General features: G+C 39.4%; 16 protein-coding genes. 8 read left to right on the top strand and 8 right to left on the bottom strand.

Going from position 1 to position 26,646, the window contains the following annotated elements; all coding sequences use genetic code 11:
• Window positions 1-68 precede the first annotated feature (68 nt).
• The 6 genes from ACFIJW_RS04675 (at window position 69) to ACFIJW_RS04650 (ending at window position 12,820) form a co-directional block, all read left to right on the top strand.
• On the top strand, window positions 69-677 hold the full coding sequence (locus ACFIJW_RS04675) for an outer membrane lipoprotein carrier protein LolA (protein WP_375633473.1): 609 nt from the start codon (window positions 69-71) through the stop codon (window positions 675-677).
• 33 nt (window positions 678-710) lie between these two features.
• Window positions 711-1,526, top strand: a complete 816-nt coding sequence (locus ACFIJW_RS04670; RefSeq protein ID WP_375617894.1) for an exodeoxyribonuclease III — start codon at window positions 711-713, stop codon at window positions 1,524-1,526.
• Between the two features lie 61 nt (window positions 1,527-1,587).
• Window positions 1,588-3,069: an efflux transporter outer membrane subunit gene (locus ACFIJW_RS04665; protein WP_375633472.1), complete on the top strand. Its 1,482-nt coding sequence runs from the start codon at window positions 1,588-1,590 to the stop codon at window positions 3,067-3,069.
• Window positions 3,066-4,292 carry an efflux RND transporter periplasmic adaptor subunit gene (locus ACFIJW_RS04660; RefSeq protein ID WP_375633471.1) on the top strand — a complete coding sequence of 409 codons (1,227 nt, stop codon included), beginning with the start codon at window positions 3,066-3,068 and terminating at the stop codon, window positions 4,290-4,292. Before ACFIJW_RS04665 ends, ACFIJW_RS04660 begins: the two co-directional genes overlap by 4 nt.
• 3 nt (window positions 4,293-4,295) lie before the next feature.
• Window positions 4,296-6,284 (top strand): MacB family efflux pump subunit, encoded by a 1,989-nt coding sequence (locus ACFIJW_RS04655; protein ID WP_375633470.1) that lies wholly within the window; start codon window positions 4,296-4,298, stop codon window positions 6,282-6,284.
• A gap of 1,580 nt (window positions 6,285-7,864) precedes the next feature.
• Complete coding sequence (locus ACFIJW_RS04650; protein ID WP_375633469.1) at window positions 7,865-12,820, top strand: DEAD/DEAH box helicase; 4,956 nt, start codon at window positions 7,865-7,867, stop codon at window positions 12,818-12,820.
• A 1,368-nt stretch (window positions 12,821-14,188) separates the two neighbouring features.
• On the opposite strand, the gene ACFIJW_RS04645 is transcribed toward ACFIJW_RS04650, so the two are convergent.
• The 6 genes from ACFIJW_RS04645 to ACFIJW_RS04620 form a co-directional block, all read right to left on the bottom strand.
• A complete protein-coding gene (locus ACFIJW_RS04645) occupies window positions 14,189-14,857 on the bottom strand; it encodes a YdcF family protein (protein ID WP_375633468.1) in 669 nt (222 codons plus the stop codon).
• A gap of 4 nt (window positions 14,858-14,861) precedes the next feature.
• Window positions 14,862-15,815: a cell division protein FtsX gene (locus ACFIJW_RS04640; RefSeq protein WP_375633467.1), complete on the bottom strand. Its 954-nt coding sequence runs from the start codon at window positions 15,813-15,815 to the stop codon at window positions 14,862-14,864.
• A complete protein-coding gene (ftsE, locus tag ACFIJW_RS04635; RefSeq protein ID WP_273723097.1) occupies window positions 15,808-16,467 on the bottom strand; it encodes a cell division ATP-binding protein FtsE in 660 nt (219 codons plus the stop codon). Before ftsE ends, ACFIJW_RS04640 begins: the two co-directional genes overlap by 8 nt.
• Window positions 16,468-17,005: 538 nt before the next feature.
• Window positions 17,006-18,949, bottom strand: a complete 1,944-nt coding sequence (acs, locus tag ACFIJW_RS04630; protein ID WP_375633466.1) for an acetate--CoA ligase — start codon at window positions 18,947-18,949, stop codon at window positions 17,006-17,008.
• Window positions 18,950-19,862: 913 nt separating this feature from the next.
• Window positions 19,863-20,177, bottom strand: a complete 315-nt coding sequence (locus ACFIJW_RS04625; RefSeq protein WP_375633465.1) for a hypothetical protein — start codon at window positions 20,175-20,177, stop codon at window positions 19,863-19,865.
• A gap of 1,095 nt (window positions 20,178-21,272) precedes the next feature.
• Window positions 21,273-21,962: a YggS family pyridoxal phosphate-dependent enzyme gene (locus ACFIJW_RS04620; protein ID WP_375633464.1), complete on the bottom strand. Its 690-nt coding sequence runs from the start codon at window positions 21,960-21,962 to the stop codon at window positions 21,273-21,275.
• 165 nt (window positions 21,963-22,127) lie between these two features.
• Between ACFIJW_RS04620 and leuS the strand changes: the two genes are divergently transcribed.
• Together leuS and lptE are read left to right on the top strand one after the other, a co-directional pair.
• Entirely contained in the window at window positions 22,128-24,770 is a 2,643-nt protein-coding gene (gene leuS / locus ACFIJW_RS04615) for a leucine--tRNA ligase (protein ID WP_375633463.1), read from the top strand.
• Window positions 24,757-25,347 carry an LPS assembly lipoprotein LptE gene (gene lptE, locus ACFIJW_RS04610; RefSeq protein WP_375633462.1) on the top strand — a complete coding sequence of 197 codons (591 nt, stop codon included), beginning with the start codon at window positions 24,757-24,759 and terminating at the stop codon, window positions 25,345-25,347. The genes leuS and lptE overlap by 14 nt, the downstream gene beginning before the upstream one ends.
• Here lptE and fsa read toward each other — a convergent pair.
• Window positions 25,344-25,997 carry a fructose-6-phosphate aldolase gene (gene fsa, locus ACFIJW_RS04605; RefSeq protein WP_375633461.1) on the bottom strand — a complete coding sequence of 218 codons (654 nt, stop codon included), beginning with the start codon at window positions 25,995-25,997 and terminating at the stop codon, window positions 25,344-25,346. The genes lptE and fsa overlap by 4 nt on opposite strands.
• Before the next feature lie 462 nt (window positions 25,998-26,459).
• Window positions 26,460-26,645 (bottom strand): hypothetical protein, encoded by a 186-nt coding sequence (locus ACFIJW_RS04600; protein ID WP_375633460.1) that lies wholly within the window; start codon window positions 26,643-26,645, stop codon window positions 26,460-26,462.
• Window position 26,646: the final 1 nt, after the last annotated feature.

Here is a 26,646-nt window from a genome sequence, read left to right as displayed (position 1 = left end):
TTATTCGTCGTTGATCACTTAAGTTATGAATTATAAAGTCAATTAAGTATTGCTTGGGAGCATTTTTTATGAAAACGTCTTTTTTACCGCAAAGAAGAGTCTTTGGGTTGGTGGGAATTATTATCTTTTGGTGTTTAACTGTTCCTGTTTTTTCGCAAGCATCTAATAAAGTGATAAAGGCGCAAAATGTTGTGAATCACTTTGCGGCAATCAAAACAATGACAGGTGATTTTATTCAGTTTAGTCCAAAGGGAAAAATGTCTCAGGGGACATTTTATTTAGAGCGCCCAGGGAAAATTCGTTTCATTTACAAAAAAATGCCTTTACAGATTATTTCAGATGGCCAATTTGTAGGTATTAACAATCGGGCTTTGAATACTTGGAACTTTTCACAACTTTCGCAAACGCCAATGAAATTTTTGTTGGATGATAAAATTGATGTATCTTCTGGGCGCTTGTTCGCATTTCGCGAAGATCCAGGGGCTGTAACGATTGTTCTGCATGATAAAACGATTGGGGCAGGGCAAATAAGGATGGTTTTTGATTCTAAAGGCTCTGCTTTGCGACAGTGGACAATTGTTGACCAACAAAATTTGGAAACTACTGTGCAGATTATGAATGTGCGGACAGACGTCCGGTTCGCTAATGGGATGTTCACACTTCCTTCGAAGAAATGAAGAAAGAGTGTTACGTCATTGGGATTAAAACAAATGTTCTTTCGTATTGCAACTTGGAATATTAATTCTATTCGTTTGCGTCTTGCACAGGTTTTTCAGTATTTGGATCTCTTTTCCGTAGATGTTTTGTGTCTACAGGAAACAAAATGTCCAGATGCTTTATTTCCAGTGGAGGCTTTTGAAGCAGCGGGTTATAAGCATATCGCATTGAGTGGACAAAAATCTTATAACGGGGTGGCTATTGTTTCTCGTTTGCCTTTTAAAAAGGTAGAAAAGCGTTTTTTTTGCCAAAACCAAGATTGTCGCTATATCTCAGTTATTGTGGAAGCCCATGGGAGAAGCTTGCGGATTCATAATTTTTATGTTCCTGCTGGGGGAGATATTCCAGATGCTGATGTGAATGAAAAATTTCGTCATAAGCTTGATTTTTTAGAAGAAATGTCTTCCATACGTGCGGATCAAGGAGATGGTCTTTCTTCTCTTTTGGTGGGCGATTTAAATATTGCTCCTTTGGCAGAGGATGTTTGGTCTCATCAGCAATTGTTGAAGGTTGTAAGCCATACTCCTATTGAAACCGAGCGTTTACAGGATTTGTGTTGTCAAGGTGGATGGGTTGATCTGATGCGGTTGCATATTCCTGCTCCTACCAAGCTTTATACATGGTGGAGTTATCGTGCACGCGATTGGGCATTTACCGATTATGGGCGGCGGCTTGATCATGTTTGGTCTTCTCCTGATTTAGCACCTTTTGTTGTAGATCTTTCGATTTTTCGTGATGCGCGCGGATGGGAACGCCCTTCAGATCATATTCCTGTGCAAACTGTATTTGATTTTTCACGTCAAGTTTGAAATAAGAGGTAAATAAAGTATTAATATTAAATAATGATTCTGAAAGAATGCGGGAGACTAGATGTATATCAGAAATCTCAAAAGGGGCGCTTCTCGTGGATTACTTTCTATTGTCTTGTTGTGGTTGCTTTTGTCAGGATGTATGGTTGGTCCCAATTACCAGAAAACATCTTTTCGTGTTCCAGCAGTTTGGGGAGAAAAATCTGCACAGACTGCTGGACAGCCAGTTGCGCTTGCCGGATGGTGGCGGCGTTTGAATGACCCTGTTCTAGATGCATTAATGGATTATGCGATTTCTGGAAATAATAATGTTGCTGTTGCCAAAGCTCGGGTACGTGAGGCGCGTGCGAGTTTAGGACAGGTTGTGGGAACTCTTTTGCCAAATGTGTCCAATTCAATTTCAGGAACCCGTAGTCATTCTGCACAGTCTGATGCATTGTTAAACCAATACCGTAGTGGTTTTGATGCAAGCTGGGAGCTTGATTTTTTTGGTGGGCATAAACGAGCGGTTGAAGCAGCGCGTTATGGTCTTGATGCGGCTGTGGAAGATATGCGTGCTACCATGGTGACATTGTTAGGAGATGTGGCAACAAATTATGTACAAATGCGTGGTTGGCAACAGAAATTGTTGATTGTGCGTCAAATTGCTGTATCACAACGTAAAACCTATGAATTGATGCGTGCTAGATTAACAGCTGGTGATGTTTCTGAGCTCGATGTTTCAAATGCGCAAGCACAAATGGCAAATACAGAAGCAGATATATCACAGATGGAAGCGAATTTAGCAATGAGCGTTCATCGCCTTTCTGTCTTAATTGGTCGTGTGCCTACGGCATTGAAGGCTCTTTTACAAAAAAATGCTAAGTATGCAAAGATTCCACAACCGCGCTGGCCGATACCAGCAGGAATTCCAGCTGATATTTTGTTAACACGTCCGGATTTACGACGGGCAGAGCGTCAATATGCGCAAGCGACAGCGCGGATTGGTCAACGTGAAGCAGATCGCTATCCATCACTTACTTTAACAGGTAATATTTCGACAGCCGCAACGGCGATAGATCAGTTATGGAAAAATTCAACGATTGGCTGGTCTTTTGGACCTGGTCTGCGTTTTCCTTTTTTTAATGGAGGTCAGGTTGAGGCTTCTATTGCTGTCGCGCGTGCACAGTGTGATCAAGCTTTTATTACTTATCGGGCTGCTGTTTTGGGAGCTTTAGAAGATGTAGAAAATGCGTTGGTAAGATTAACTAAAGAACATCAACGCTTAGAAAAGCTAATCATTGCGAATAAAGCTTCTCTTCATTCCTTAAAACTTTCACGGAGTCTTTTTGAGAATGGAAATACCAGTTTTCTTGAATTGTTAAATGCTGATCGCTCTTATTATTCTGCACAAATGGCACTTAAAGATAGCCGTGTTTCTTTGGTTACACAATATATCACGTTGATGAAAGCATTGGGGGGGGGCTGGGATGGCGTTGTTGATGTATCACGTCCGGAAGTCGTTGATGGTGCACCTCGTTCGCGTGCAAAGGTAGGGAAATGAAAAAAAACTTACTCAAAAATTTCATTACAAAACACAAAAAACTTTCCTTCTTTTTAACTGCTATATTTCTCATTCTCTTGTTTTTATGGTTGCGTTCTGTTTTTTTTGGAACATCTACTCCAACTTATATAACAGCGGTGGTGAAGCGTGGGGATATTGAGGAAAGTGTTTTAGCTTCTGGTCTTGTACGTCCTTACCGGTTGGTGGCAGTTGGTGCGCGAGCAACAGGGCGTGTGGTGTCAATGCATGTTTCCCCTGGGAGTGTTGTGAAAGAAGGCGATCTCTTAGCAGAAATTGATCCTACAGATCAGGAAAATGATTTAAAAAGAAAAAAAGCAGCATTATCGCATTATTATGCGAGTTTGGTAGAACAAGAAGCCTATCTTTCTCTTGCACAGAAAAATTTAGAGCGTCAGAAAAAAATGATTGAAACACGTGCGGTTTCACGTGCGAACCTCGATGAGGCTACGACACAGGTGAAAATACGCGAGGCGCAAATTGAACAACTTCGTCAGCAGATTGTGCAAGCACAAATTGATGTGGAGAGTGCAGAGGTTAATTTAGGTTATACACGCATCACTGCCCCTTCAGCGGGAACGGTTTTGGCAACAGTTGTGGAAGAAGGGCAGAATGTGAATGCGGTTCAGTCGGCGCCAACAATTGTTATTTTGGGTGATTTATCAAAGATGACGATCAAGGCGCAAATCTCAGAAGCAGATGTTCTTAAAGTCCGAGCTGGACAACCACTTTATTTTACAGTTCTAGGTAATTCACAGCGTCGTTATGAAGGCGTTTTAGAAAAAGTAGAGCCGGCTCCTGAAACAATTCGTGCTGATGTGAGTATTAATCCTGGTATGGTGAGTGGTTCTAGTGCTTTAATCTCATCGGCTATTTATTATAACGGAATTCTACATGTTGATAATGCGGACAATTTTTTGCGAACCTATATGACTGCTCAAGTTCATATTATCTTAGGGCGCGCACAGAATGTCTTGTTGGTTCCAAGTAATGCTTTACGCGATGAGACAAGAGAGCGTAAAGCATGGGTTTCTGTTTTGGTGGGGGAAAATAAGTTGGTTACTAAACAGGTGAGCGTTGGGTTGAATAATAAGGTTATGGCAGAGATTATTTCAGGACTTAACGAGGGTGATGTCGTCGTCACCAGTTCGTCTGATGGAGTGATGCCCGAGTCTTCTAACATGCATAGCGAAGACGAGAGTTAAAGCATGAGCACAAATCAAGCAGATGCTGTCTTCGTCTTGGAAAATATTGTGCGTAAATTTCCTGCGGGCGAAGCGTTTGTTACCGTTTTGAAAAACATCAATCTTACCATTAAACGTGGTGAAATGGTGGCAATTGTAGGTGCTTCCGGTTCAGGTAAATCTACCTTGATGAATATTTTAGGCTGTCTTGACCGTCCAACTTCTGGCCGTTATTGGATCTCTGGTAAAGAAATAGCTTCCCTTTCTGCGGATGAATTGTCGGCTTTGCGACGTAATCATTTTGGTTTTATTTTTCAGCGTTACCATTTGTTGAATGAATTGACAGCTCTTGGTAATGTTGAAATTCCGGCTATTTATGCGGGAAGTGCCGTGGAAGCAAGGAAAAAGCGGGCACAGGATCTTTTAACACGTTTGGGCATGGGTGATCGGATAAATCATCGTCCAAATCAGCTGTCCGGTGGTCAGCAACAACGTGTTTCTATTGCTCGGGCGCTCATGAATAATGCGGAGGTCATTCTTGCAGATGAACCAACTGGTGCATTGGACAAAAAGAGTGGGCAAGAAGTATTGCATATTTTGGATGAACTTCATCAAGAGGGACGTACTATTATCATTGTAACCCATGATATGCAGGTGGCTGAAAGAGCAGAGCGTATTATCGAAATCAGTGATGGGGAAATTATTGCTGATAAGCGGTCAAGGGTTGCAAAAACAAAAGTTGGTGGAAAATCTCTTCAGGAACAACAAAATCTAAAAGGCCAACAAAAACTGGGCTTTTTTCGTTCTTTTGTTGAGCGATTCCGTGAGGCGTTTGTGATGGCTCTGTTGGCAATGAATGCACATCGCATGCGGACTTTTCTAACAATGCTTGGGGTGATTATCGGTATTGGGGCGATTATTGCTATGGTGGCTTTAGGGAATGGTACACGAGAGAAAATTCTGGAAAATTTTAAAAGTTTGGGTGCTAATACATTAACCATTTTTCCTGGCAAAAGTTTTTCTGATCCACAAGCAGAAAAAATAACCAGTTTGGTTGAAGCTGATGCAGAAGCCTTGTCTGGGTTACCTTATGTTTCTGGTGTAACACCTCAGATTTCAACAAGCTCAAAAGTGCGTTTTGGTGCAGTTGAAGTCAATGCTGTCATTGTGGGGGTGGGAGAACAATTCTTTCAGACACAGGGGCTTAAAGTTTTCAAAGGACAGTTTTTTGATCAAAAAAGTGTGCATGATCGGGCGGTTGATCTCGTGATTGAAAAAGAAGCATTGTCTGTTCTTTTTCCCCATAGCCATGAAAGCCCTCTTGGCAAAGTGGTGCATGTGGGTAATGTTCCAGCGCGTATTATTGGTGTTGTTGATTCGCAAAATCACGCAAATGGAAACACATCAAATACATTACAGCTTTATTTGCCCTATACAACAGTGCAAACGCGTTTTCTTGGTACAACAGAAGTTCGTGCAATTACTGTTAGGATTGCTGATGATGTCGATTCACATTTAGCGGAAAACATGGTGAAACGTTTTCTCATTATGCGGCATGGTGGAGAAGATTTTTTCATTAGAAATTCAGAATTCTTTCGTGAACGTATCATGGAGAGTACACATATCTTAACACTTTTAATTTCTTCAATTGCAGCGATTTCCCTGATTGTAGGTGGTATTGGGGTGATGAATATTATGCTGGTCACCGTTTCTGAGCGGATCAATGAAATTGGTGTGCGTATGGCAGTTGGTGCACGCCAAAGTGATATTTTGCAGCAGTTTCTCATTGAAGCGGTGTTGGTTTGTGTCATTGGTGGTGGTTTGGGGATCTTGCTTGGGCTTTCTATCGGTGGCTTGTTCCTTCTGTTTAAGGCACCTATCCATCTTATCTATACCATTGAATCGATCATTATGTCTCTTACTTTTTCAACCCTTATAGGAATATGTTTTGGCTTTTCTCCAGCGCGGCAAGCTTCACGGCTTGACCCTGTTGTCGCTCTTTCACGCGATTAGACTTTATCAATTTGGGCATGTTTGTTCGTGATGCTTTCCACTTGGATGAAGCGTTTATGAAGCAAAACATGAATGGGAAAAGTTTAGCATTATTTGCTGCTCTATTTTAGAAAACGCTTTGTTCGTTAAGTGGAGCGTACCACTAGAGGTGAACGTTTCTTATAGCGCACCACATCATGTGAGATGTGGTAGGCATATAAGCCTTCTTGAGGCATTAAATGTTTTGAGAATGCATGATGAATATTTTTAAATCTTTCTTGTCAAGTCTTATGGAAGTAAATCCTATTAAGGAGAAGTTAAATGGAACCCGTTAGAATGAGATTGCTTGCAGACTGAATTTTGTTAAAAATCTTTGTCTTCTGAGATATGAAGAGGAGGACAAATGAAATATATTGCGCGACGATTCTTAAGATTTAATTTAAAAAGAGGCGGGGTAGTGAATAGTATATCTGCTAACAAACAAAAGAACAAAAAAGAAGGTTGATGCCAAAAACAGCTTAAACCTCCGTTCTTCCAAAAAAATGAACTGGTATCGAGATAGCTGAGCAGTTTAAGAGGTTTCGTTTAGTCTTTTTAAGATTTTCGGAAAAGAGGTTATGTGGATTTCTCACTTTTGGTTTTGCAGAGGGTGGTGCAAATTATAGGTGTTTAGGTTTATGCAAATAAATTATGATCTTGCTCAAGTTTTAAAATGTGACCTAAGACACTGTCATTTTCTGTTCCTTTATTTAAGTAACGTAGCTTCTTTAGAATATTTTGTTTAAGGTATCGCTTTTTTCTGCCTTATTTCATGAGTTTGGTGAGGACGACAAAAAGTTTGAGAGGCGGATCGCTTCTTATTTTGAATGATGTATGAATGAAAAGGGTTTTCATTCATTGAAAAAGAATAAGCTCATATTCAGCAGGTATGAGATGAAGTAAGAGAACATCGTAATACCAAGCTGCAGTTATGCTGCTAAAGAACATAATGGCGCTAGTGATGAGCAATGGTATGTCTAGTTGGTATGGTATTCTCCCTCCTGCTACAAGTCCGATACAGATAAAAAAGAATTCTAAAGCCACCCGCTATAAAGTATAAGAAGCGAATAATTAGTCTACGAAAGAACAAAAGATAAAGAAATATTTCAAAAATCAATATTTTGAATATCACGACTAATATTTTGCGTATTATAGTGAAATTATATGCATGATCGTTCGTAAAATGCGCTGTTTTGTGTGTGGAGTTTCTTCCTTGGTGTCTTGTGTGTTCGCAGGTGTCGTATCCATTTCCCCCCTCTCATTCCTAAGCTAAATCCTAAAATTATTGCGCACTTTATTTTGTATTCTTAACAAAAGGCAAAAAATATTTTCAAAATCATCACGCCTTACCGTTTATTTCCATAGGGATACAGACATCAATAAATGCATCATATGATTTGGGGGATACTCAAAAGGATCAAAAGATTCTCTATTGTTGATTTAATTAAGCATAGAAGAAATGTCTTAAAATCAAGCAATTTTAAGTTTTTTGGGTAGAACAAGAGGCATTGACGAATTGGTTTAGATTCGATAATTGAAGGTATTTTTCATTGGGGGGAAGCATGACGCTGCAATCGCTTTTACAGACATATCGTGATGAAGCGCGTACCGAACGAGATAAAGGTACATATTTTGAGCGTTTTGCTCTTGCTTATCTAATATATGATCCTCTTCAGTTTGGGTGTTATGAAAAGGTTCAAACCTTTAAAGATTGGGCTCATGAAAATGGTTGGGATGGTCGGGATACCGGTATTGATCTTGTGGCAAAGCTTCGTGATGAAGAGGGGTTTGCAGCAATCCAATGTAAATTTTATGATGCAGCCTATCGAATTAAAAAAGCAGATATTGATAGTTTTATTTCGGCATCAGGGAAAGCTCCATTCAAGCGGCGTGTTATTATAGATAGTACTGAAAGTGCTTGGAGTGATAACGCTGAAACAATGATACGGGGGCAGGATATTCCTGTTATACGGATTAATCTTTCCGATATACAACAAAGTCCGATCTGTTGGGAAACTTTTGCAGCCCAGGGCAAAGTTGTTTTGGAGGATAAAAAGAAGTTGCGTCCACATCAATTGGAAGCATTGCGTGATGTGCGTGCTGGGCTTGCTCAAGCAGATCGGGGGAAGCTTATTATGGCTTGTGGTACTGGTAAGACATTTACCAGTCTTAAAATTGCTGAGGATTTGGCGGGTGAAGGCAAGTTTGTTTTGTTTCTTGTTCCTTCCTTGGCACTGATGTCACAGACGGTTCGTGAATGGACAACGGATGCAGGAATCGGATTGAGATCTTTTGCTGTTTGTTCCGATACACAAGTGGGAAAGCGTCGTAAAAATAGTGATGATGTTGCTGAAATTGATGTGTTTGATCTTGCTTTTCCGGCGACAACCGATGCTGCTAAACTTGCAGAACAGGTGGCGAAGAGTGTTGCAGATAAGATGACCGTGGTGTTTGCAACCTATCAATCTATTCAGGTGATTGCTGATGCTCAGAAAAACTATGGTTTGCCAACATTTGATCTTATCATTTGTGATGAAGCGCACCGTACAACAGGGGCAACGCTGGTGGGCGATGGTGAATCCAATTTTGTTAAGGTGCATTCTAATGATGTTATTTGCGCCAAGAAACGCCTTTATATGACAGCGACACCACGCATTTTTGGTGATAACGCAAAAAGTCGCGCGAATGAAGTTAATGCCGTTCTTGCTTCGATGGATGATGAAAAACTTTTTGGTAAAACACTTTTTTATCGGGGTTTTTCATGGGCAGTACAAAATGATCTTTTAACAGATTATAAGGTTATTGTCTTAGCAATGGACGAAAAATTGGTCAGTTCCGCTGTTCAGAAGCGCCTTAGTGATAGCGATTCTGAGCTTATTCTTGATGATGCAACAAAGATTATTGGCTGTTATAAGGCTTTGACAAAACAAAATATGAAGGCTGATGTTGGTGCGGATTTATATCCTATGCATCGTGCTTTAGCGTTTTGTAAAACTATTAAAAGTTCTGAACTTGTGCGTGATGAGTTTTCTGCGGTTGTTAGAGAATATCTTGATTATACGAAAGAGGATACAGAAAATGAGCATTTTCTGAAGTGTGAAATTGAGCATGTTGATGGCACTTTCAATGCGAAGGATCGTGGTGCATTACTTGACTGGTTGAAAGCTGATAGTGGGGATGATGTTTGTCGTATTTTGACCAATGCTCGGTGTTTGTCTGAGGGGGTGGATGTTCCGGCTCTTGATGCGATCATGTTTTTAAATCCACGCAAAAGCCAGATTGATGTTGTGCAAGCGGTTGGGCGGGTGATGCGTCGCTCTGAGGGTAAAAAGATGGGATATGTCATTTTGCCAATTGGTATTCCTCCTGATACTCCAGCGGAACAGGCTTTGAACAACAATGATAAATATCGGGTTATCTGGCAAATTTTAAATGCTTTGCGTGCGCATGATGATCGTTTTGATGCGACGATTAATAAGGCATCCCTCGGGCAAGATATTAGCAATGTGATTGAGATTATTGGTGTCACACAGAGCACTGAATTAAAGGCTATTACGGCTGTTGTAGACAATCTTCCACTACGCGCACAACCAGCACGATTGGGCATTGGTACAGCGGAGCGTGATGTCCTTTTTACAGATGGACAAGGGGAGCTTGCTTTCCCTGTGGATGAGATTTCTCGTGCCATCATGGCAAAGATTGTCAAGAAATGTGGGACACGTGATTATTGGGAAGATTGGGCGAGCAACATTGCTGAAATTGCTAAGAATCATATTACGCGTTTAACAGGTATTCTGGCAGAGCCAGAGACTGAGGCGCGTCAAGCCTTTGACAGATTTATGGCAGAACTTCGTGATGATTTAAATGATGCGATTACAGAGGCTGATGCGATTGAGATGTTGGCACAACATATTATCACGCGTCCTGTCTTTCAGGTGTTGTTTGAGGAGTATCAGTTCACACGTGAAAATCCTGTCTCGCGTGCTATGCAGCGTATTCTTGATGTGCTTGATAAGGCGAATCTTGATAAGGAATCCAAAGATCTGGAAAAATTTTACGCAAGTGTAAAATTACGCGCCAGTGGCATTACGGATCCAAAAGCAAAACAGAGGTTGATTGTAGAGCTTTATGATAAGTTTTTTCGTTATGCTTTTCCACGTACGGTCGAAAAATTAGGGATTGTTTATACTCCCGTTGAGGTTGTGGATTTTATTTTGCACTCTGTCAATGATGTCTTAGAGCAAGAATTTGGGCAAACGCTTGGCTCATCGGGTGTGCACATCATGGATCCCTTTACTGGAACGGGAACTTTTATCACGCGGCTTTTACAATCGGGTTTGATAAAACCAGAGGAGATGAAACATAAATTTTGTCATGAAATTCATGCCAATGAGATCATGCTTTTAGCTTATTATATTGCAGCCATTAATATTGAGACGACCTATCAAGGTCTGATGGGGGGAGATTATGTTCCTTTTGAGGGAATTTGTTTAACCGATACATTCCAGCTCTATGAGCAAGAAAAAGACTTGATAAGTGATTTGCTGGTGGATAACAGCACACGTCGATCACGCCAGAAGGAACTGGATATTCGTGTTATTGTTGGCAACCCTCCTTATTCTTCTGGACAAAAAAGCGAAAACGACAATGCACAAAATATTGGCTATCCTAAATTGGATAACCGCATTCGTGAAACTTATGCTGCTCAATCTAAAGCGAGCAATGTTAATGGACTTTATGACAGTTATATTCGTGCTATTCGCTGGGCAAGTGATCGCATAAAAGACTGTGGTGTTATTGGTTTTGTGACAAATTCAGGTTTTATCAATGGATACTCTACGAATGGCTTACGAAAAGAATTGAATGAAGAATTTTCAAGTATTTATGTTCTCAATTTGCGTGGTGATATTCGCAAAAATATGTTGAGCAAAGGACGTGCTCAAGAAGGGCAAAATGTTTTCGGCAGTGGAAGCATGACAGGAATTGCTGTGACACTATTTGTTAAAAATCCAAATGTTACGGAGCATTGCAAAATTCATTATTACGATATTGGTGATAATCTCACGACAAAAGAGAAATTATCTCAACTTCAGCGGTTGAGTAGTGTTGGTGGTATCAAGTGTGAACACGGTTGGCAGATGATTACACCAGATGAGCATGGTGATTGGCTGGATCAGCGCAACAATGATTTTGAAAAATTTCTAGCCTTAGGTGATAAGAAGGGCAGTGATAAAAAGCTATTCAAAACTTTTTCTCGTGGTATACAAACTGGTCGTGATGCTTGGGCATACAACTCAAGCCGTGAAGTTTTAGCGAAAAATATGAGCAATATGATTACTTTTTATAACGGTGAAGTAGAGCGTTTTAATAATGCCTACACACATGCTGATCGCAAGGTGCGTGCGAATGCCGTGAATGATTTTGTTAACACGGATGCCAAAAAAATTAGTTGGAGCAGTAGTCTTAAAGAAGAACTGGTAAGAGGAAAGTTTTCTGAATTTGAAAGTGATTGCTTAATTCAAGGTCTTCATCGTCCTTTTACACAGCAATGGCTTTATTATAACCGCATCTTTAATGAGAGAGTTTATCAAATGCCGCGTATATTTCCTATGAAGCAAGCGGTTGAGAATAGGGTAATACAAGTTACCGGTATAGGAGCAAGCAGTGGTTTTTCTGTCCTTATGAGCAGGGTTTTGCCTAGCTTAGATGCAATGGAAAAAGGTCAGTGTTTTCCACGGTATGTTTATGAAGATGCTGTGTCCTTGGGAGCTAAAAAAGAGAATCAGGTTCATTTGTTTGCAAATTTTGCAGAGGAAAGCAAAGAAACTGGTTTAGAGCGGCGTGATGCTCTTACGGATGAAGGATTGGCTTATTTTAAGGCAGCTTATCCTGGTGAAATGATAACAAAGGATGATTTGTTTTATTATGTTTATGGGATTTTGCATTCTGAAGATTATCGTGCTCGTTATGCGCATAATTTATCTAAACAATTGCCGCGTATTCCAACGGTCAAAAGAGTAGAGGATTTTTGGGCTTTTGTGACAGCGGGGCGCAAGCTTGGTAATTTGCATATGAATTATGAAGAGGTTGAACCCTATCCCGTTACCTATAAACAGGGTGATCCAAGAACTTGGGTGATTTCTGATGAGAAGAGTTTCTATCGTGTTGAAGCGATGAAATTTGCTGGTAAGCGTGGTGCTATTGATAAAAGCACAGTGGTTTATAATGCGCATATCACGATACAGAATATTCCTCTTGAAGCTTATGAGTATGTGGTCAATGGCAGGTCTGCTCTTGAATGGGTGATGGAGCGGCAGGTTGTCAAAACGGATAAAGCGAATGGACTTGTTAATGATGCTAATCGCTATGCTGTTGAAACGGTGGGTAATCCAGCTTATCCATTGGAATTGTTTCAACGGGTTATTACGGTAAGTTTAGAAACGATGAAAATTGTGCGCAATCTTCCAAAATTGGAAGTGAGAGAAACTGAAAGGGTTAAATTATCCATCGTGCGGTAAAATAGTCTCGAGTCGTAACAAGCTGGCACTCTCATATACTTTGCTCGTTCGTGGGTTTTGCTATAAGCCCTCGACACTTGAGACAGTCCATAAGAGGCGTGCCTTTCTTGTACAGTTTTACGCTGCGCAGGCTCTCTTCCTTTGTGATGTGCAAGTCCTATGTGATGTGCAAGAAAATGGTTTTGATTGATTCAATAGAGAGCAGATTTGAAATGAGAGAATCTGATGATATTGAGAGCTCTCATTCAAGTTGAAGCGTAATAAATTTTCATTATAAATCAATATATTGTATGTGATAAAGCACCTTAGGCAGTGAGGTCGCTAAAATTATGACGCATGAGCTTTAGCGGCAGTGATGAATATTCTCAGGCAGGGTTTTCTTGTCGAGCTTTATGTGAGTAAACCATATAAATGGGGAAGCTGAGAGGAACTTGTCCAGAGAAAGTGGATTGTTTACAAATCGTTGCTGATAGGAATCATCGTCCTTTGAGATGTTGAGAGGAAATCACAATTCTCATGAAATCTGTCCTTTGAGGTGTTCTGATATTGAAGTGAGCAGGGAGAACGCGTTAGACAAGAAGCTGAGTTATTATTGTTTACAGATCAATAGAGTTTAAAAATTTTCGTTCTTTTTTAGGGAGGAAACCAGACAAAAAGTGATCTTAGAGAGCGAAATGATTTCAAAAAAGATTGCGATAAAAAATGTAGGGTATTTGTCGCGGTGTGCGTTTTGAGCTTATTCCTATCTGTGATCTAAAATGCTCTTATGAAGATGCTTTGTAGAATGAAGAAGTAGTTACTAATATATTGATTTATAATGATAGTTTAATGTTCTCTCTGTTAAATGAGAAATCTAAGTATTATAAATTTTCTTATTTTAAATCTATTAAAATTACTTCTTTGCATGTCATATGAGGTTGGTATGTGCGTGTTTAAGAAAGGCGTAAAGCATTTCTCTTACCAATCATCCCAAGTGGCGTAAGAGCTATCGTAATACTTGGGGGTGGCAAAATATAGGGTGGGGCGGTTTGCATTTTTTATGAAGGGTAAGACAGTGGTGTAAATAGATTTTTATGACAAGTTTGATCTTATAGCTATCTGGGAAGATTTATTTACAAGAGCTGTCTTCTATATTGGGGATGGCATTAGATAGATCACGTGTTGTGAGATATGTTTGGGATGTAAGAGATGTTTTTTGGTTAATGTGCAAGACAGTGACACGTGTATCGGGGCGTTGTGCTTTGTATGGGGGGAAGTTCTGGCGGGCTTTTATGGCGGTAATTCGTGTGGAAAGGTATGGAGAGAAGGGTAAAGCAGTCAGAGGGTAGCAAGGTTTAAAGTCACAAGAATAAAGATCAGGGAGAAAGGTCAGAAGGCGGTTCTGATATAGACTTGCAGTGTTTTAATATATTGGAATATGAGAATACGGGCTTGCTTGATCTGTTGTATTGTGCTTTCAGCTTTGCTCTTCTTCACAGGATAAGCAATGAAATGGATATCAGGCATGAGATATTTAAGTTCACGCATCGAGCGCCATATGTGGTAATCATGGGTGACGATATAAAGGGTTTTATAGTGATGCTTTTCGATCCAAGCAGCGCTTTCTTCGGCGTTTCCTCTGGTGTTAATCGCTTGATGCCCAATGTCAATACAACAGGAGATAAGCTGTGGGTTAATATGCATGTTATGCATGAAACTCTTCAGGTTTGTTGAGGTATTTACGCCACTGATGAGGAGTCGTGAACCAAGCCCCTTTTGTAAGAGATGAAGTCCTGTCTCTATTCGGTGTTCTCCACCTGTAAGCACAATGATAGCATCGGCTTTGGGAAGAGGTGTTGGGGGGACAAGTCGTTCGGTTTTTTCAGAAAAAATAATAAAACCGCCCCAGAAAATTAAAACAATGATTGAAAGAGTAAGGGTTGTCGGTGGAAAATAGCGAAATAAAAAGCAGGGAGACCAACTATTATAGTGGGGCCGTTTTGGAAGAGGACGTTCTAAATTGTTTTGCGTCAATGAGTTGAAAGTGTTGTGAGTCATAAAATTAAAATAAACCGTTTTCACATTGATCAATTTTTTTCAGTTGCGCTAAAATAGTCATGCGGTTTGTAAGGGTGGTAAGAAAAGAAACGAAAATAATAAGAAAAATGATTTTTCCGTAGGGGATGGAACTTATGGAAAGATGTCCAAACAAAGCTGTTACTTGGCTAGCTTCTACTCTTCCCAAGTTATAATTCGTCCAGAGACAAAAGGCTGAAAATAGAAATATGCTTGTGAGACCACCATATAAAGCACCACGCAGCGCAGTTTTAAAAAAATGCCAGTCAAATTGGCGAGCAATGAAAAGAGTTTCAGTACCAAGGAAATATAAGACATTGATAATATGTGTATTTTCTGCCAATGCATTGCGGGTGGCAAAAATGATGGTGAGGATAAGAGAGCCTAAAACCAATGCTAAAATTGAAAAACCAATGAAAACAGTGGTGTGTGCCATGGTCGCAAAACGATGAACCCAAACACGGTGATCATCAAATTGACCTCCTGGAATTTGGGTTTTAATGGCGTGATTAATGGCTGCAAAATTGATTTTTTCATCTCTCTTCAGGGTCACAATGATGAGGCGGGGAAGGGGTAGTTCATTGACATTGAAGCCTGTTCCAAGCCATGGCTCCAGTAATTTTTCTGTAGCTTTTTGGTCAACAATTTTTGCATCTTGTACACCAGAAAATGTTTTAACCAATTGTACGGCATCACGGAGTGCTTTGTTGATATCAACATTGTCAATGGGGCGTATCTGTATTGTTGCTTCATAGCTAATCTGATTACTCCAATTTTCGGCGGCACGTTGGACCAAATCAACTCCGATTAAGGTGAGGCTTGAAAGAAATGTCATAATAGCAATCACGGCAACCAATGCTTTTCCAGAAATATTACCACTGGGAATAATCGCTGTTGTATTTTTTTTATTGCTGGTAAAAACGGAGAAAAATTTATTCATGAATCGTCATCCGTCCGTTATGGAGAAGCATACGCCGTGCTGCAACTTGTTCCATTAAGGCAATATCATGGGTGGCAATGATAACAGCCGTTCCAAAACGGTTTAATTCAATAAACAAACGCAGGAGGCGTTTTGCCAAGGGCGGATCGACATTTCCGGTGGGTTCATCGGCAAGTAGAATTTCAGGTTGATCAATGAGTGCGCGTGCAATGGCTACCCTTTGTTTTTCCCCACCGGAAAGAACCGGTGGTAAAACATGAATATGATCTCCAAGACCTACCCAACAGAGAAGATCTTCCACTTCACTGCGATAGGTTGCTTCTTCTTGTCCTTTAATGCGTAAAGGTAAGGAAACATTTTCATAAGTGGTCATGTGGTCGAGTAAACGAAAATCTTGAAAAACCACCCCGATACGTTGTCGCAGCGCAGGGAGCTCTTGTCGTTTGAGTAATGCTGTGTCTGTTCCAAAGAGATCAATATGACCGCGGGTGGGTTTGAGTGCTAAAAACATAAGACGCATCAGCGACGTTTTCCCTGCTCCAGAGGCACCTGTGAGAAATTGAAATGATCCAGGAGGAATATGAAAGCTAATATCACGAAGGACCTCAGGGCCCATTCCATAGCGTAGGCCGACATTTTCAAAATGAATCACTTTTTATTATTACTCCTGATTTTATATTGCATCATTTATTCTAATAACTCTTACTTTCATTGCTTTAGATTTTTGTTGTAAGCTTGTTTATTTTAGATTTCATGGTTTTCAATATTTTTTATACACCCTCGTTATAGATAAATATTTTTGCTCAAGAATATTATCACTTATACTTTCTTTTTTTAGCCTTATTTATGATTTTAGCAGGAATTTCAAAGGGATTCTAGCATAAACATCAGAACTATTTTTCCTTCTTACTCAGAGGCTTTTTTTGCATTGAGTGGACATTAGGTGATTTTAAAAAGCTATGTTGCTCTTTTTATCTTACTTTCTTATTCTTGTTCGTATCCCAATCCTGAGGTTTTTGCTTAAATTATTTCTTACCTCTCATGAAGAAAAGCGTTTGTTGTTAGAATGATTGAGCTTTTCATGAATTGTTTTGTTTTTTATTCTCCTCGGTGGTTTTCGTAATAATGCTGAGATAATTTTAGCAAAAAAAAACAAAAACCACCGTATGTTATATTTCTTCGTGGGTTCTTTAATTTTGTCGGTTAGCAATCAGATCTTCAACAACTTGTGGTTCGGCAAGAGTTGAGATATCTCCGAGAGTATCAAAATCGTTTTCGGCGATTTTTCGTAAAATACGTCTCATAATTTTTCCTGATCGCGTTTTGGGAAGCTGTGGGGCAAATTGAATTTTATCCAATATGGCAATAGAACCTATTTCTTGTCTTACATGTTTAATAAGCTCTTTTTGTAACTCTTCACTCGGCGCTGTCCCTTCCATTAAGGTGATAAAACTATAAATTCCTTGTCCTTTAATGGGATGCGGGTAACCCACAATAGCTGCTTCTGATACAGCGGGATGAGAAACAAGGGCTGATTCAATTTCAGCAGTTCCTAACCTGTGTCCCGAGACATTGAGAATGTCATCAACCCGCCCTGTAATCCAGTAATAGCCGTCACTATCGCGCCTACAACCATCGCCTGTAAAATATCTTCCTTTATAGGAGGAAAAATAAGTTTGAATAAAGCGCTCATGATCTTTATAAAGCGTGCGCATTTGTCCTGGCCATGAATCACTGATACAAAGATTGCCTTCTGCTTCACCTTCTAAAATATTGCCTTGGGCATCAACAATTTGGGGTTGAACACCAAAAAAAGGACGTGTGGCTGATCCTGCTTTGAGGGGGGTTGCACCAGGCAAGGGCGTGATCATATGCCCTCCTGTTTCCGTTTGCCACCATGTATCGAGAATCGGACAACGGTCATTTCCAACTGTATGATAAAACCATTCCCATGCTTCTGGGTTAATAGGTTCTCCTACTGTTCCTAAAAGGCGCAACGATGTCCTGTCTGAGCGTTCAACAAACGAATTTCCAGCTCCCATTAAGGCGCGGATAGCTGTTGGTGCGGTATAGAGTGTATTGACTTGATGCTTGTTGACAATTTCCCAAAATCTTCCTTTGTCAGGAAAGGTTGGTGTGCCTTCAAACATTAAAGTGGTCGCACCATTGCATAAAGGTCCATAAACCAAGTAAGAATGACCGGTAATCCAACCAATATCAGCTGTACACCAGTAAATTTCATCGGGGTGGTAATCAAAAACATATTGATGTGTCATCGCGGCATAAACAAGATAGCCCGCTGTGGTATGCAAAACACCTTTGGGTTTGCCGGTTGAGCCTGAAGTATAAAGAATAAAAAGCGGATCTTCAGCGTTCATTGGTTCTGGTGGACAAGCTGTTTTGGCATGAGCTATCTCTTCGTGGTACCAAAAATCACGTCCCTCTATCCATTGAATGGGTCCACAAGTCCGCCGTATAACCATGACTTGGTCCACATGCACGTTTTGGCGCGCTGCTATCTCAATAGCATGATCAACATTGTCTTTTAAGTTGATCCGTTTGCTGCCACGCAAGCCGTGATCAGCGGTAATAATGAAGGTTGATTCACAATCGACAAGGCGTCCTGCTATTGCCTCAGCAGAAAAGCCAGCAAAAATAACCGAATGAACAGCACCAATGCGGGCGCAGGCGAGCATAGCATAGGCTGCTTCGGGAATCATAGGAAGATAAATGGTTACTTTATCGCCTTTCTTAATGCCACGACTTTTCAAAAGATTGGCAAAACGACAAACATGTTCATAAAGTTCGTTATAGGTTATTTTTTTATCATGATAAGGATTATCTCCTTCCCAAATGAGCGCGATTTTGTCTCCATGGGTTTTCAGGTGGCGATCAATGCAATTATAGGTAACATTTGTTATCCCATCTTCGTACCATTGAATGGAGACATCTCCGTTAAAAGAAGTGTTTTTTACTTTTGTAAAAGGTTTAAACCATTCAATGCGTTGACCATGTTTTGCCCAGAAGCTTTCTGGATCATTAATGCTTTCTCGATACCATTGTTGATAAGTTTCCTCATCGAGTAAAGTATTTTTTTTGATCTCTTCTGATATTGGATAAATTTTTTCAGTCATGTTTCCCTCTTTTTATTGTTTGGAAAAATCTGCCTCTGTATTTTTGTATGGTTATATTTGTGGCAGAGTTTTCCCAAAAGCTTTTCATTATGAGGTTAGACTAAATGACAAAGATTAGAATAGTCAATTTTTAAATCTGATACGTTTTTCTTAAAAAGGTATTTTATGCTTTTAGGATATTCAAATATGGCAAAGACTATTGCGGTATAGAGCTTTTTATAAAAGCATAAAGATATTAAAAAAATACCCCTATAAAGGAGAGGGAATGAGAATGCTTTTTAAAAGAATAAATTTACTAAATATTAATATAAACCAAAATATCTACGCAAAAAATTAGAAATAAAGAACATAATAAATGACGATAATGCCATTATAATAGACAATCTCCAACCTACGCCATTGAATATTTTAAAAGAAATGGCAATTATAGGAGTAATTATAATTAACATGCAAAACATTCTTACAACTTCATAATGAATATCCATTATAACAAAATCCTAGTTATAGTAATGAGATTAATAAATAATTATGAAAAAAATTTGTTCAGTATACTCGAAACTCATCCGATAAATAATTAATATAAACCGAAGTATCTACATAAACTATCAGAAATAATGAACAGAATTACTGTATATAATGTTGATTTTATAGATAGTTTCCAACTGTAGCCACCAATTTTTTTTAAACCAATAGCATATATAGGGATGAATACAATGAGAATGCAAAACAGTCTTATGATTTCATAAAGAATATTCATTATAACAAAATCCTGATTATAAGATGTGATTCACAATAGATATCTCCGAAAACTATTTTATCCACAGATGTAGATATTTAATTTTGGTATATTCTTTCGAATATATTTACAGAATTATTTATCTTCAGAGATATCTTTGTAGCTACTTTTTATAAATTAGAACCAACAATTCCAAGCTGACTGTCCAAAGCCATAAATAGCACCTCCAATGAGCCCCCCTCCCAAACCTACAGTTCCACCTGTAAGAGCACCTCCTAGTCCTCCAAACAGAGCTCCCCCTGCTGCTCCTGTTAGCCCTCCCTGAGCTCCTAGTGTAGAGGCGTGTGAAATCATGTTATTAGCAAAACCATTAAAGCTACATGCATTTCCATGAGTATGTTTTGATATTCCATGAAAAGGTCTTGAATTGTGCGAATGACCAAAAGAAGGCTTTGTCGCCATATGACCGAATGTGTTGAATGAACCAAACATATTAATTATCTACATTAAAAATAGTATCATAATGATACATTTCAAATTGGTATCACGTATTTTTAGAAAAATGTCAAAGATAAACTTTAAAAATAACAATAAAAATACTTTATAAATAATAACTATATTATGTATATATGAAGTTTTTTCTTAAAAAGATAATAATATTAATTTTAATATTTTAAAATATAAGAAATTACACCATATTTTTTCTTAATTAAATTTTAAATTTAGAAAAATTGCGTATATGAAAAGTTGAAGTTTTTCTCTTTGTTTACGAGAACGATAAAGAAATATCGTTATTGGGATCTATCTCATTGCCATTGTTTTGCCTGCATGTATTATGCGCATATGCTTGGGATTTGTTCTTTTATGTTTCAGGCGAATATTGATCGTATGTTACGCTTTGTAGAGCATAGAAAGCCTTTATGCTATCGTTGGACTTTATAGATTGCTATTCATGTTGTTTAGCGCGGTTCTTGGTGCTCTATTGAGCATTTAAGATGTTTATTTTGCTCAAGTGGCTTACATGAAAGAGTTTTGTTACTGTATTATGCAGCCATAAGCCTCTTTTTGCCTGCTTTACGCCATTTGCATGTGGGGAAATTGTTTACGCGTGTTAGAGAAGTTTAAGAGAATTCATGATTTTTAATGGAAATCATTGCGATAATCGTATTGAATATTCTTTTGCAATTATTTATTTCGCGATAGTTTTTTCATTCATGTGCAACGCCTCTCTTATCATTTTGCCTTTATATAAGGATTTATTTTTTACGTTGCTTTTGCTGGAGAGGCGGTCAGAGGGGAGGTGAAGTAGAACCAATGTGCGAGAATATGAGAGCCAAATTGCAATGCTATCTTAAATCTATTGTACGTGTTGTGGATGTGCCGGTGAGAATTTTGAGAAGACCAGCTTTTTTGCTTATTTTGCTAACAGGATGAAAGAGGGACTGAAATCTTTTTTGCTAGAATTGCTCTTTTATTGATATTGAAGGAAATATTTTTTCTCATTTCTGCTGTTTTTGGCTTGTTCGTAGAATCTTCAATGGGAATTTATATGAAGGGGGGAATGAATTTATATGAGGGGAAATTGCTTTACACAGGGCGTTTTCCAAATAAAGCAGAGCCAATGCGAAGGACGTTAGAGCCAAACTGTAGAGCGGTTTTGAAGTCACTGGACATACCCATGGAAAGCTTTGAAAGACCTGCTTGTTTTGCTAATTTTGCTAAGAGCGCGAAATAGGGTCCGGGGTTTTCATCGACAGGGGGGATGCCCATAAGACCGATGATATCAAGTCCATAGTTGTTTTTGCATTGGTTGACAAAAGATGTCGCTTCTTGCGGTGAGATACCACTTTTTTGCGGTTCTAAGCCAATGTTAACCTGAACATAGCAAGGAAGATGCCTTTTTTGTTTTTGCATTTCTTCGGATAAAATTTTGGCTATTTTTTCACGATCAACCGTTTGAATGACATCAAAAATTTTGATAGCTTCGGCGGCTTTATTTGATTGTAGGGGACCGATGAGATGAAGTTTAATATTTTCAAATTGTTGACGTAAAGCAGTCCATTTTTGTGCCGCTTCTTGTACGCGGTTTTCTGCAAACAAAGATTGTCCTGCTTGCAAAAGGGGACGTATATCAGCGGCAGAAACAGTTTTTGAAACAGCGATAAGTTCAATTTCTTCTACAGGGCGTTGTAACTCTTGGCATATTGCTGCAATGTCTTTTTGAAGGTTTTGCCATGCTTCAATGGAAGGGGTATCGAGGGGCGTTTGTGTATTCATGTTTTTGTGCTTTACCGTTTTTGTTCAAGAGTTGGTCGTTTTTTTAAAAGTTTTATAAAATACTTAGGGAAATATTTCACGAAAATGTTGACGATGAGGTTAATCCATGGTCAAGCATAATAAAACAAGTTTTTGGTTCTGTTTTATTAAAAGAGTATAATGGGAATGACGATTGAACATTATAATATAGGCGAACGCTATAATCCACGTGCGAGAGAAAAAAAATGGCAAGAAATTTGGGATGAAAAGAAAATTTTTCAGACTGTTCAAGAAGATGCTCGTGAAAAATATTATGTTTTAGAAATGTTTCCTTATCCTTCTGGCCGTATTCACATGGGGCATGTGCGCAATTATGCCATGGGGGATGTGGTTGCACGCTATAAACGAGCAAAGGGATTTAATGTGCTTCATCCCATGGGGTGGGATGCTTTTGGTATGCCGGCTGAAAATGCTGCTCTGCAAAGTAAAGTGCATCCTAAAACTTGGACCTATCAAAATATTGCGGTCATGCGCGGGCAATTAAAACAATTAGGACTCTCATTAGATTGGGCGCGTGAATTTGCAACTTGTGATGTGGAATATTACCACCGCCAACAAATGTTGTTCCTTGATTTCTATCAAAAGGGGTTGGTAGCACGTAAAGTGGCTAAGGTGAATTGGGACCCTGTTGATCATACTGTTTTGGCCAATGAACAGGTTGTTGATGGGCGGGGATGGCGTTCTGGTGCGTTGGTGGAACAACGTGAGTTGACGCAGTGGTTTTTCAAAATTAGCGACTTTAGTGAAGATCTCTTGGCAGGGCTTGAAGAGCTGCACCAATGGCCAGAAAAAGTTCGCACCATGCAAAAAAATTGGATTGGAAAATCACAAGGTTTGCTGATTCGTTGGGCTTTAAAGTCGACGGGTGATGCTGATGATGTTTGTGAGAAATTTGATGAGGTTGTTTGTTATTCAACGCGTCCTGATACACTTTTGGGTGCTTCCTTTTTGGCTCTGTCTGTCGATCATCCTATTGCACAAGCTTTGGCAAAAAAAGACAAAGCGTTGAGTGCTTTTATTGAAAATTGTCGGTGTGGTGGAACGACAACGGCAGCACTTGAAACAGCTGAAAAACAAGGATTTCTCACGCCCTTTTTGGCTGTTCATCCTTTCGATTCAACAGTACATATTCCTGTTTATATCGCGAATTTTGTGCTTATGGACTATGGGACAGGGGTTGTTTTTGGTTGTCCAGCTCATGATCAGAGAGATTTCGATTTTGCGCGTAAATATGATCTTCCAATAAAACCGGTGGTTTTACCAAAAGGAGAGCAAGCAGAAGATTTTGTTATTACTGAAACACCTTATACGGGTGATGGGGTGATGATCAACTCCAGCTTTTTGGATGGTTTAACACCCCAACAAGCTTTTGAAGAAGCTGCTAAAAAGCTTGAAAAACAAATGCTCAATGGGCAACCGCAAGGGAAGAAAACAGTGCAATTTCGTTTGCGTGATTGGGGGATTTCACGTCAACGTTATTGGGGGTGCCCCATTCCGATGATCCATTGTACAACTTGTGGGGTTGTCCCTGTTCCACGTGCTAATTTACCGGTTGTGTTGCCTGATGATGTTACTTTTGATCAACCAGGAAATCCTCTTGCACGGCATGAAACATGGCAAAATGTTACTTGTCCTTCCTGTGGTCAACCGGCCAAACGCGAAACCGATACCATGGACACATTTGTTGACTCTTCTTGGTATTATGCACGCTTTACGGCTCCTTTTGCGCAGGAACCTGTTGATAAACAAGCAACAGCTGAATGGTTGCCTGTGCAACAATATATTGGTGGAATTGAGCACGCGATTTTGCATCTTCTTTATGCGCGCTTTTTTATGCGTGCTATGAAATTGGTCGGTCATGTGACGGTAGATGAGCCTTTTAAGGGGCTTTTTACCCAAGGGATGGTGGTGCATGAAACCTATCGAGATGATCAAGGGTGGGTTTCTCCAGCGGATATTTCCATTGTTGAAAAAGATGGAAAGCGGTGTGCTTATAAATTAACCGATCAAAGTGAAGTGACAATTGGTTCGATTGAGAAAATGTCAAAATCAAAAAAGAATGTCGTTGATCCTGATGATATTATCGCATCCTATGGCGCTGATACTGTGCGCTGGTTTGTGTTGTCAGATTCTCCCCCCGAGCGGGATGTCATTTGGACAGAATCTGGTGTTGAAGGTGCACATCGCTTTGTACAGCGTGTTTGGCGCCATGTAGCTGTGAGTGCTTCTATTTTAAAGGATGTGGCGCCTTGTGCAGGGCATCAGGGAGCAGCTTTGGAACTCTCAAAGGTTGCACATCGCACGCTTTGCGCTGTAGAAGATGATTTGGAAAAATTCGCTTTTAATCGGGCTATTGCACGCCTTTATGAATTCTTGAATATTATGGCGCCGTTGTTAAATAGGATAGAAAGTGTTGACGATGAAATGAAAGCTTCTTTACGTCAAGCCATGGATTTTTTTCTTTCTATGATTGCACCAATGATGCCCCATTTAGCAGAAGAATGTCATGCTGCTTTAGGGGGGAAAAAATTAATATCTGCGCTTGCTTGGCCTGTTTATGATCCCACGTTAACTGTTGAAGAATGCTATACTTTGCCGGTACAAATTAATGGTAAAAAACGTGGTGAGGTAACTATTGCTGCAACTGCCGATGAGGCGATGATTAAAGAAGCAGTTTTGGTTTTAGACTTTGTAAAGGCGCAGCTGCTTGAAAAGCCTATGAAAAAAATCATTGTTGTTCCAAAAAGGATTGTGAATGTCGTTCTTTAAAAGTTTTCTGCTTGTTGTTTTAGCTTGTGTCTTTACACTGTTGTGTGGATGCAAAGTTGAACCGCTTTACCGTCAAGAGTTGCAGAGTGCAATGACAATGAATTCTGCTTCTGGGCACTCTTCTGAACAATTTTCTTTGGGGTTAGCGCAAAAGCTTGCTTCTATTGTTGTGGAAGAACCTTCGGATCGTTTTGGTCAAATGGTGCGCAATCATCTGCTGTTTCTTTTGTATGGAAATGGTGGTAAACCTTCTCTACCTGCTTATCGATTGGCATTGCAGATATCCGTCTTTACAAGAGAATCGATGCAGATAGAGGTTGATTTCGAGAAAAAGAGAAAGGGACGACCTTCTGTTGGAACTGTTATGAGCAGAGCTTCTTACACTTTGCAGGATATGAAAAATACTCTTGTTGCAAAAGGAACAGCAATGATGAATGCATCTTTTGAGCGACTTCGTCAAGAATATGCAACGCTGCAAGCAGAAGAAGATGCAAAAAAACGTGTTGCGGAAGAGTTGGCTGAACAGATCTTTTTGTTACTTTCAAAAGATCTTTCCAATAAAAATTCTAGATATTAAGCAATATTTTGTCCTGTTTTTTTCCAGTCGTCGAGGAATATTTGCAACCCTTTGTCGGTGAGAGGGTGTTTGACCAGTGCTTTTAAGATTGTTGGTGGAACTGTTGCAACGTCAGCACCTCTGAGTGCTGCTTCTTTGACATGATTAACGGTGCGGATTGAAGCGGCCAAGATTTGTGTTTTAAAGTTATAGTTATCATAAATTGTGCGAATTTCATGAAGCAGTTCACTTCCATCATTTCCACAATCATCAAGTCTACCAATAAAAGGTGAAACGAATGTTGCACCTGCTTTGGCGGCTAATAAGGCTTGATTGGCAGAAAAACAAAGTGTGAGATTTGTTTTTAGTCCTGCTGCTGTGAGGGCTTTACAGGCTTTTAATCCATCGAGTGTTAAAGGAAGCTTGATACAAATATTGTCGGCAACCTTTGCTAAAACAGCTGCTTCTTTCATGATGCTTTCAAATTCCGTTGCTGCAACTTCAGCAGAAACAGGTCCGCTAACGAGAGCACAAATTTCTTTTGTAACATCAAGAATATTGCGTCCTGATTTTAGGATAAGAGAGGGATTGGTGGTAACACCATCAACAAGGCTTAAATTCTGTAACTCTTGAATTTCTTCGATATTGGCGCTATCCACAAAAAACTTCATATCTAACCTCTTCTTTTTAGCTTTTATCTTATTTTTTGTTATGCGCTATTGTTGACTGTAAAAGCAAGAGAAAGAATTAATATCTGTGTAAAGAACAAGAATGCTATGGTGTTAATCATGTACCCGTTTTCGGTAAAGAAATATGATTTATCGTTTCCACACCCATTTCATAGTGTTACTCGTGATAAGGCATAGAATTCATTGCGTATCAACATTTTTGCGTATTGGCATCTTTGCGTAGCGGTGTTTTTATATTTATGGAAATAAGCTAGCATTATCAAACACTTTGCTCATTTCCTATTTGCGATTGCTCTTGATATTTGAGAGAGCATCATAAGATACCTCCCTTTTTCAGGGGGGGACATTTAACCTCATTTTTGATAGAAGCGAATGGATTTATTTTATCGTAAAACACCATTGAAGAAGGCATGTAAATTTTACACATGAAGTGTTTTTTTATGGTCAATACATTGATTTATTCTGTGTTACCCATTCTTCAACAATACGCTTTTGTGCTACTTGTATTGTTGCTTGATTCTCAATCAAGCTGAAAGATGTACGCATGTGTTTCCACGTTTTGGCACAAAGCCAAGGTGAATATTGTAACGGTTCCATTTGCGATATTATTCTCCCTGTAATTAAAATCATG

The sequence above is a fragment of the Bartonella sp. MM97QHHN genome (assembly GCF_042194285.1).
Lineage (GTDB): Bacteria > Pseudomonadota > Alphaproteobacteria > Rhizobiales > Rhizobiaceae > Bartonella.
This window is presented reverse-complemented; position numbering and strand designations above follow the sequence as displayed.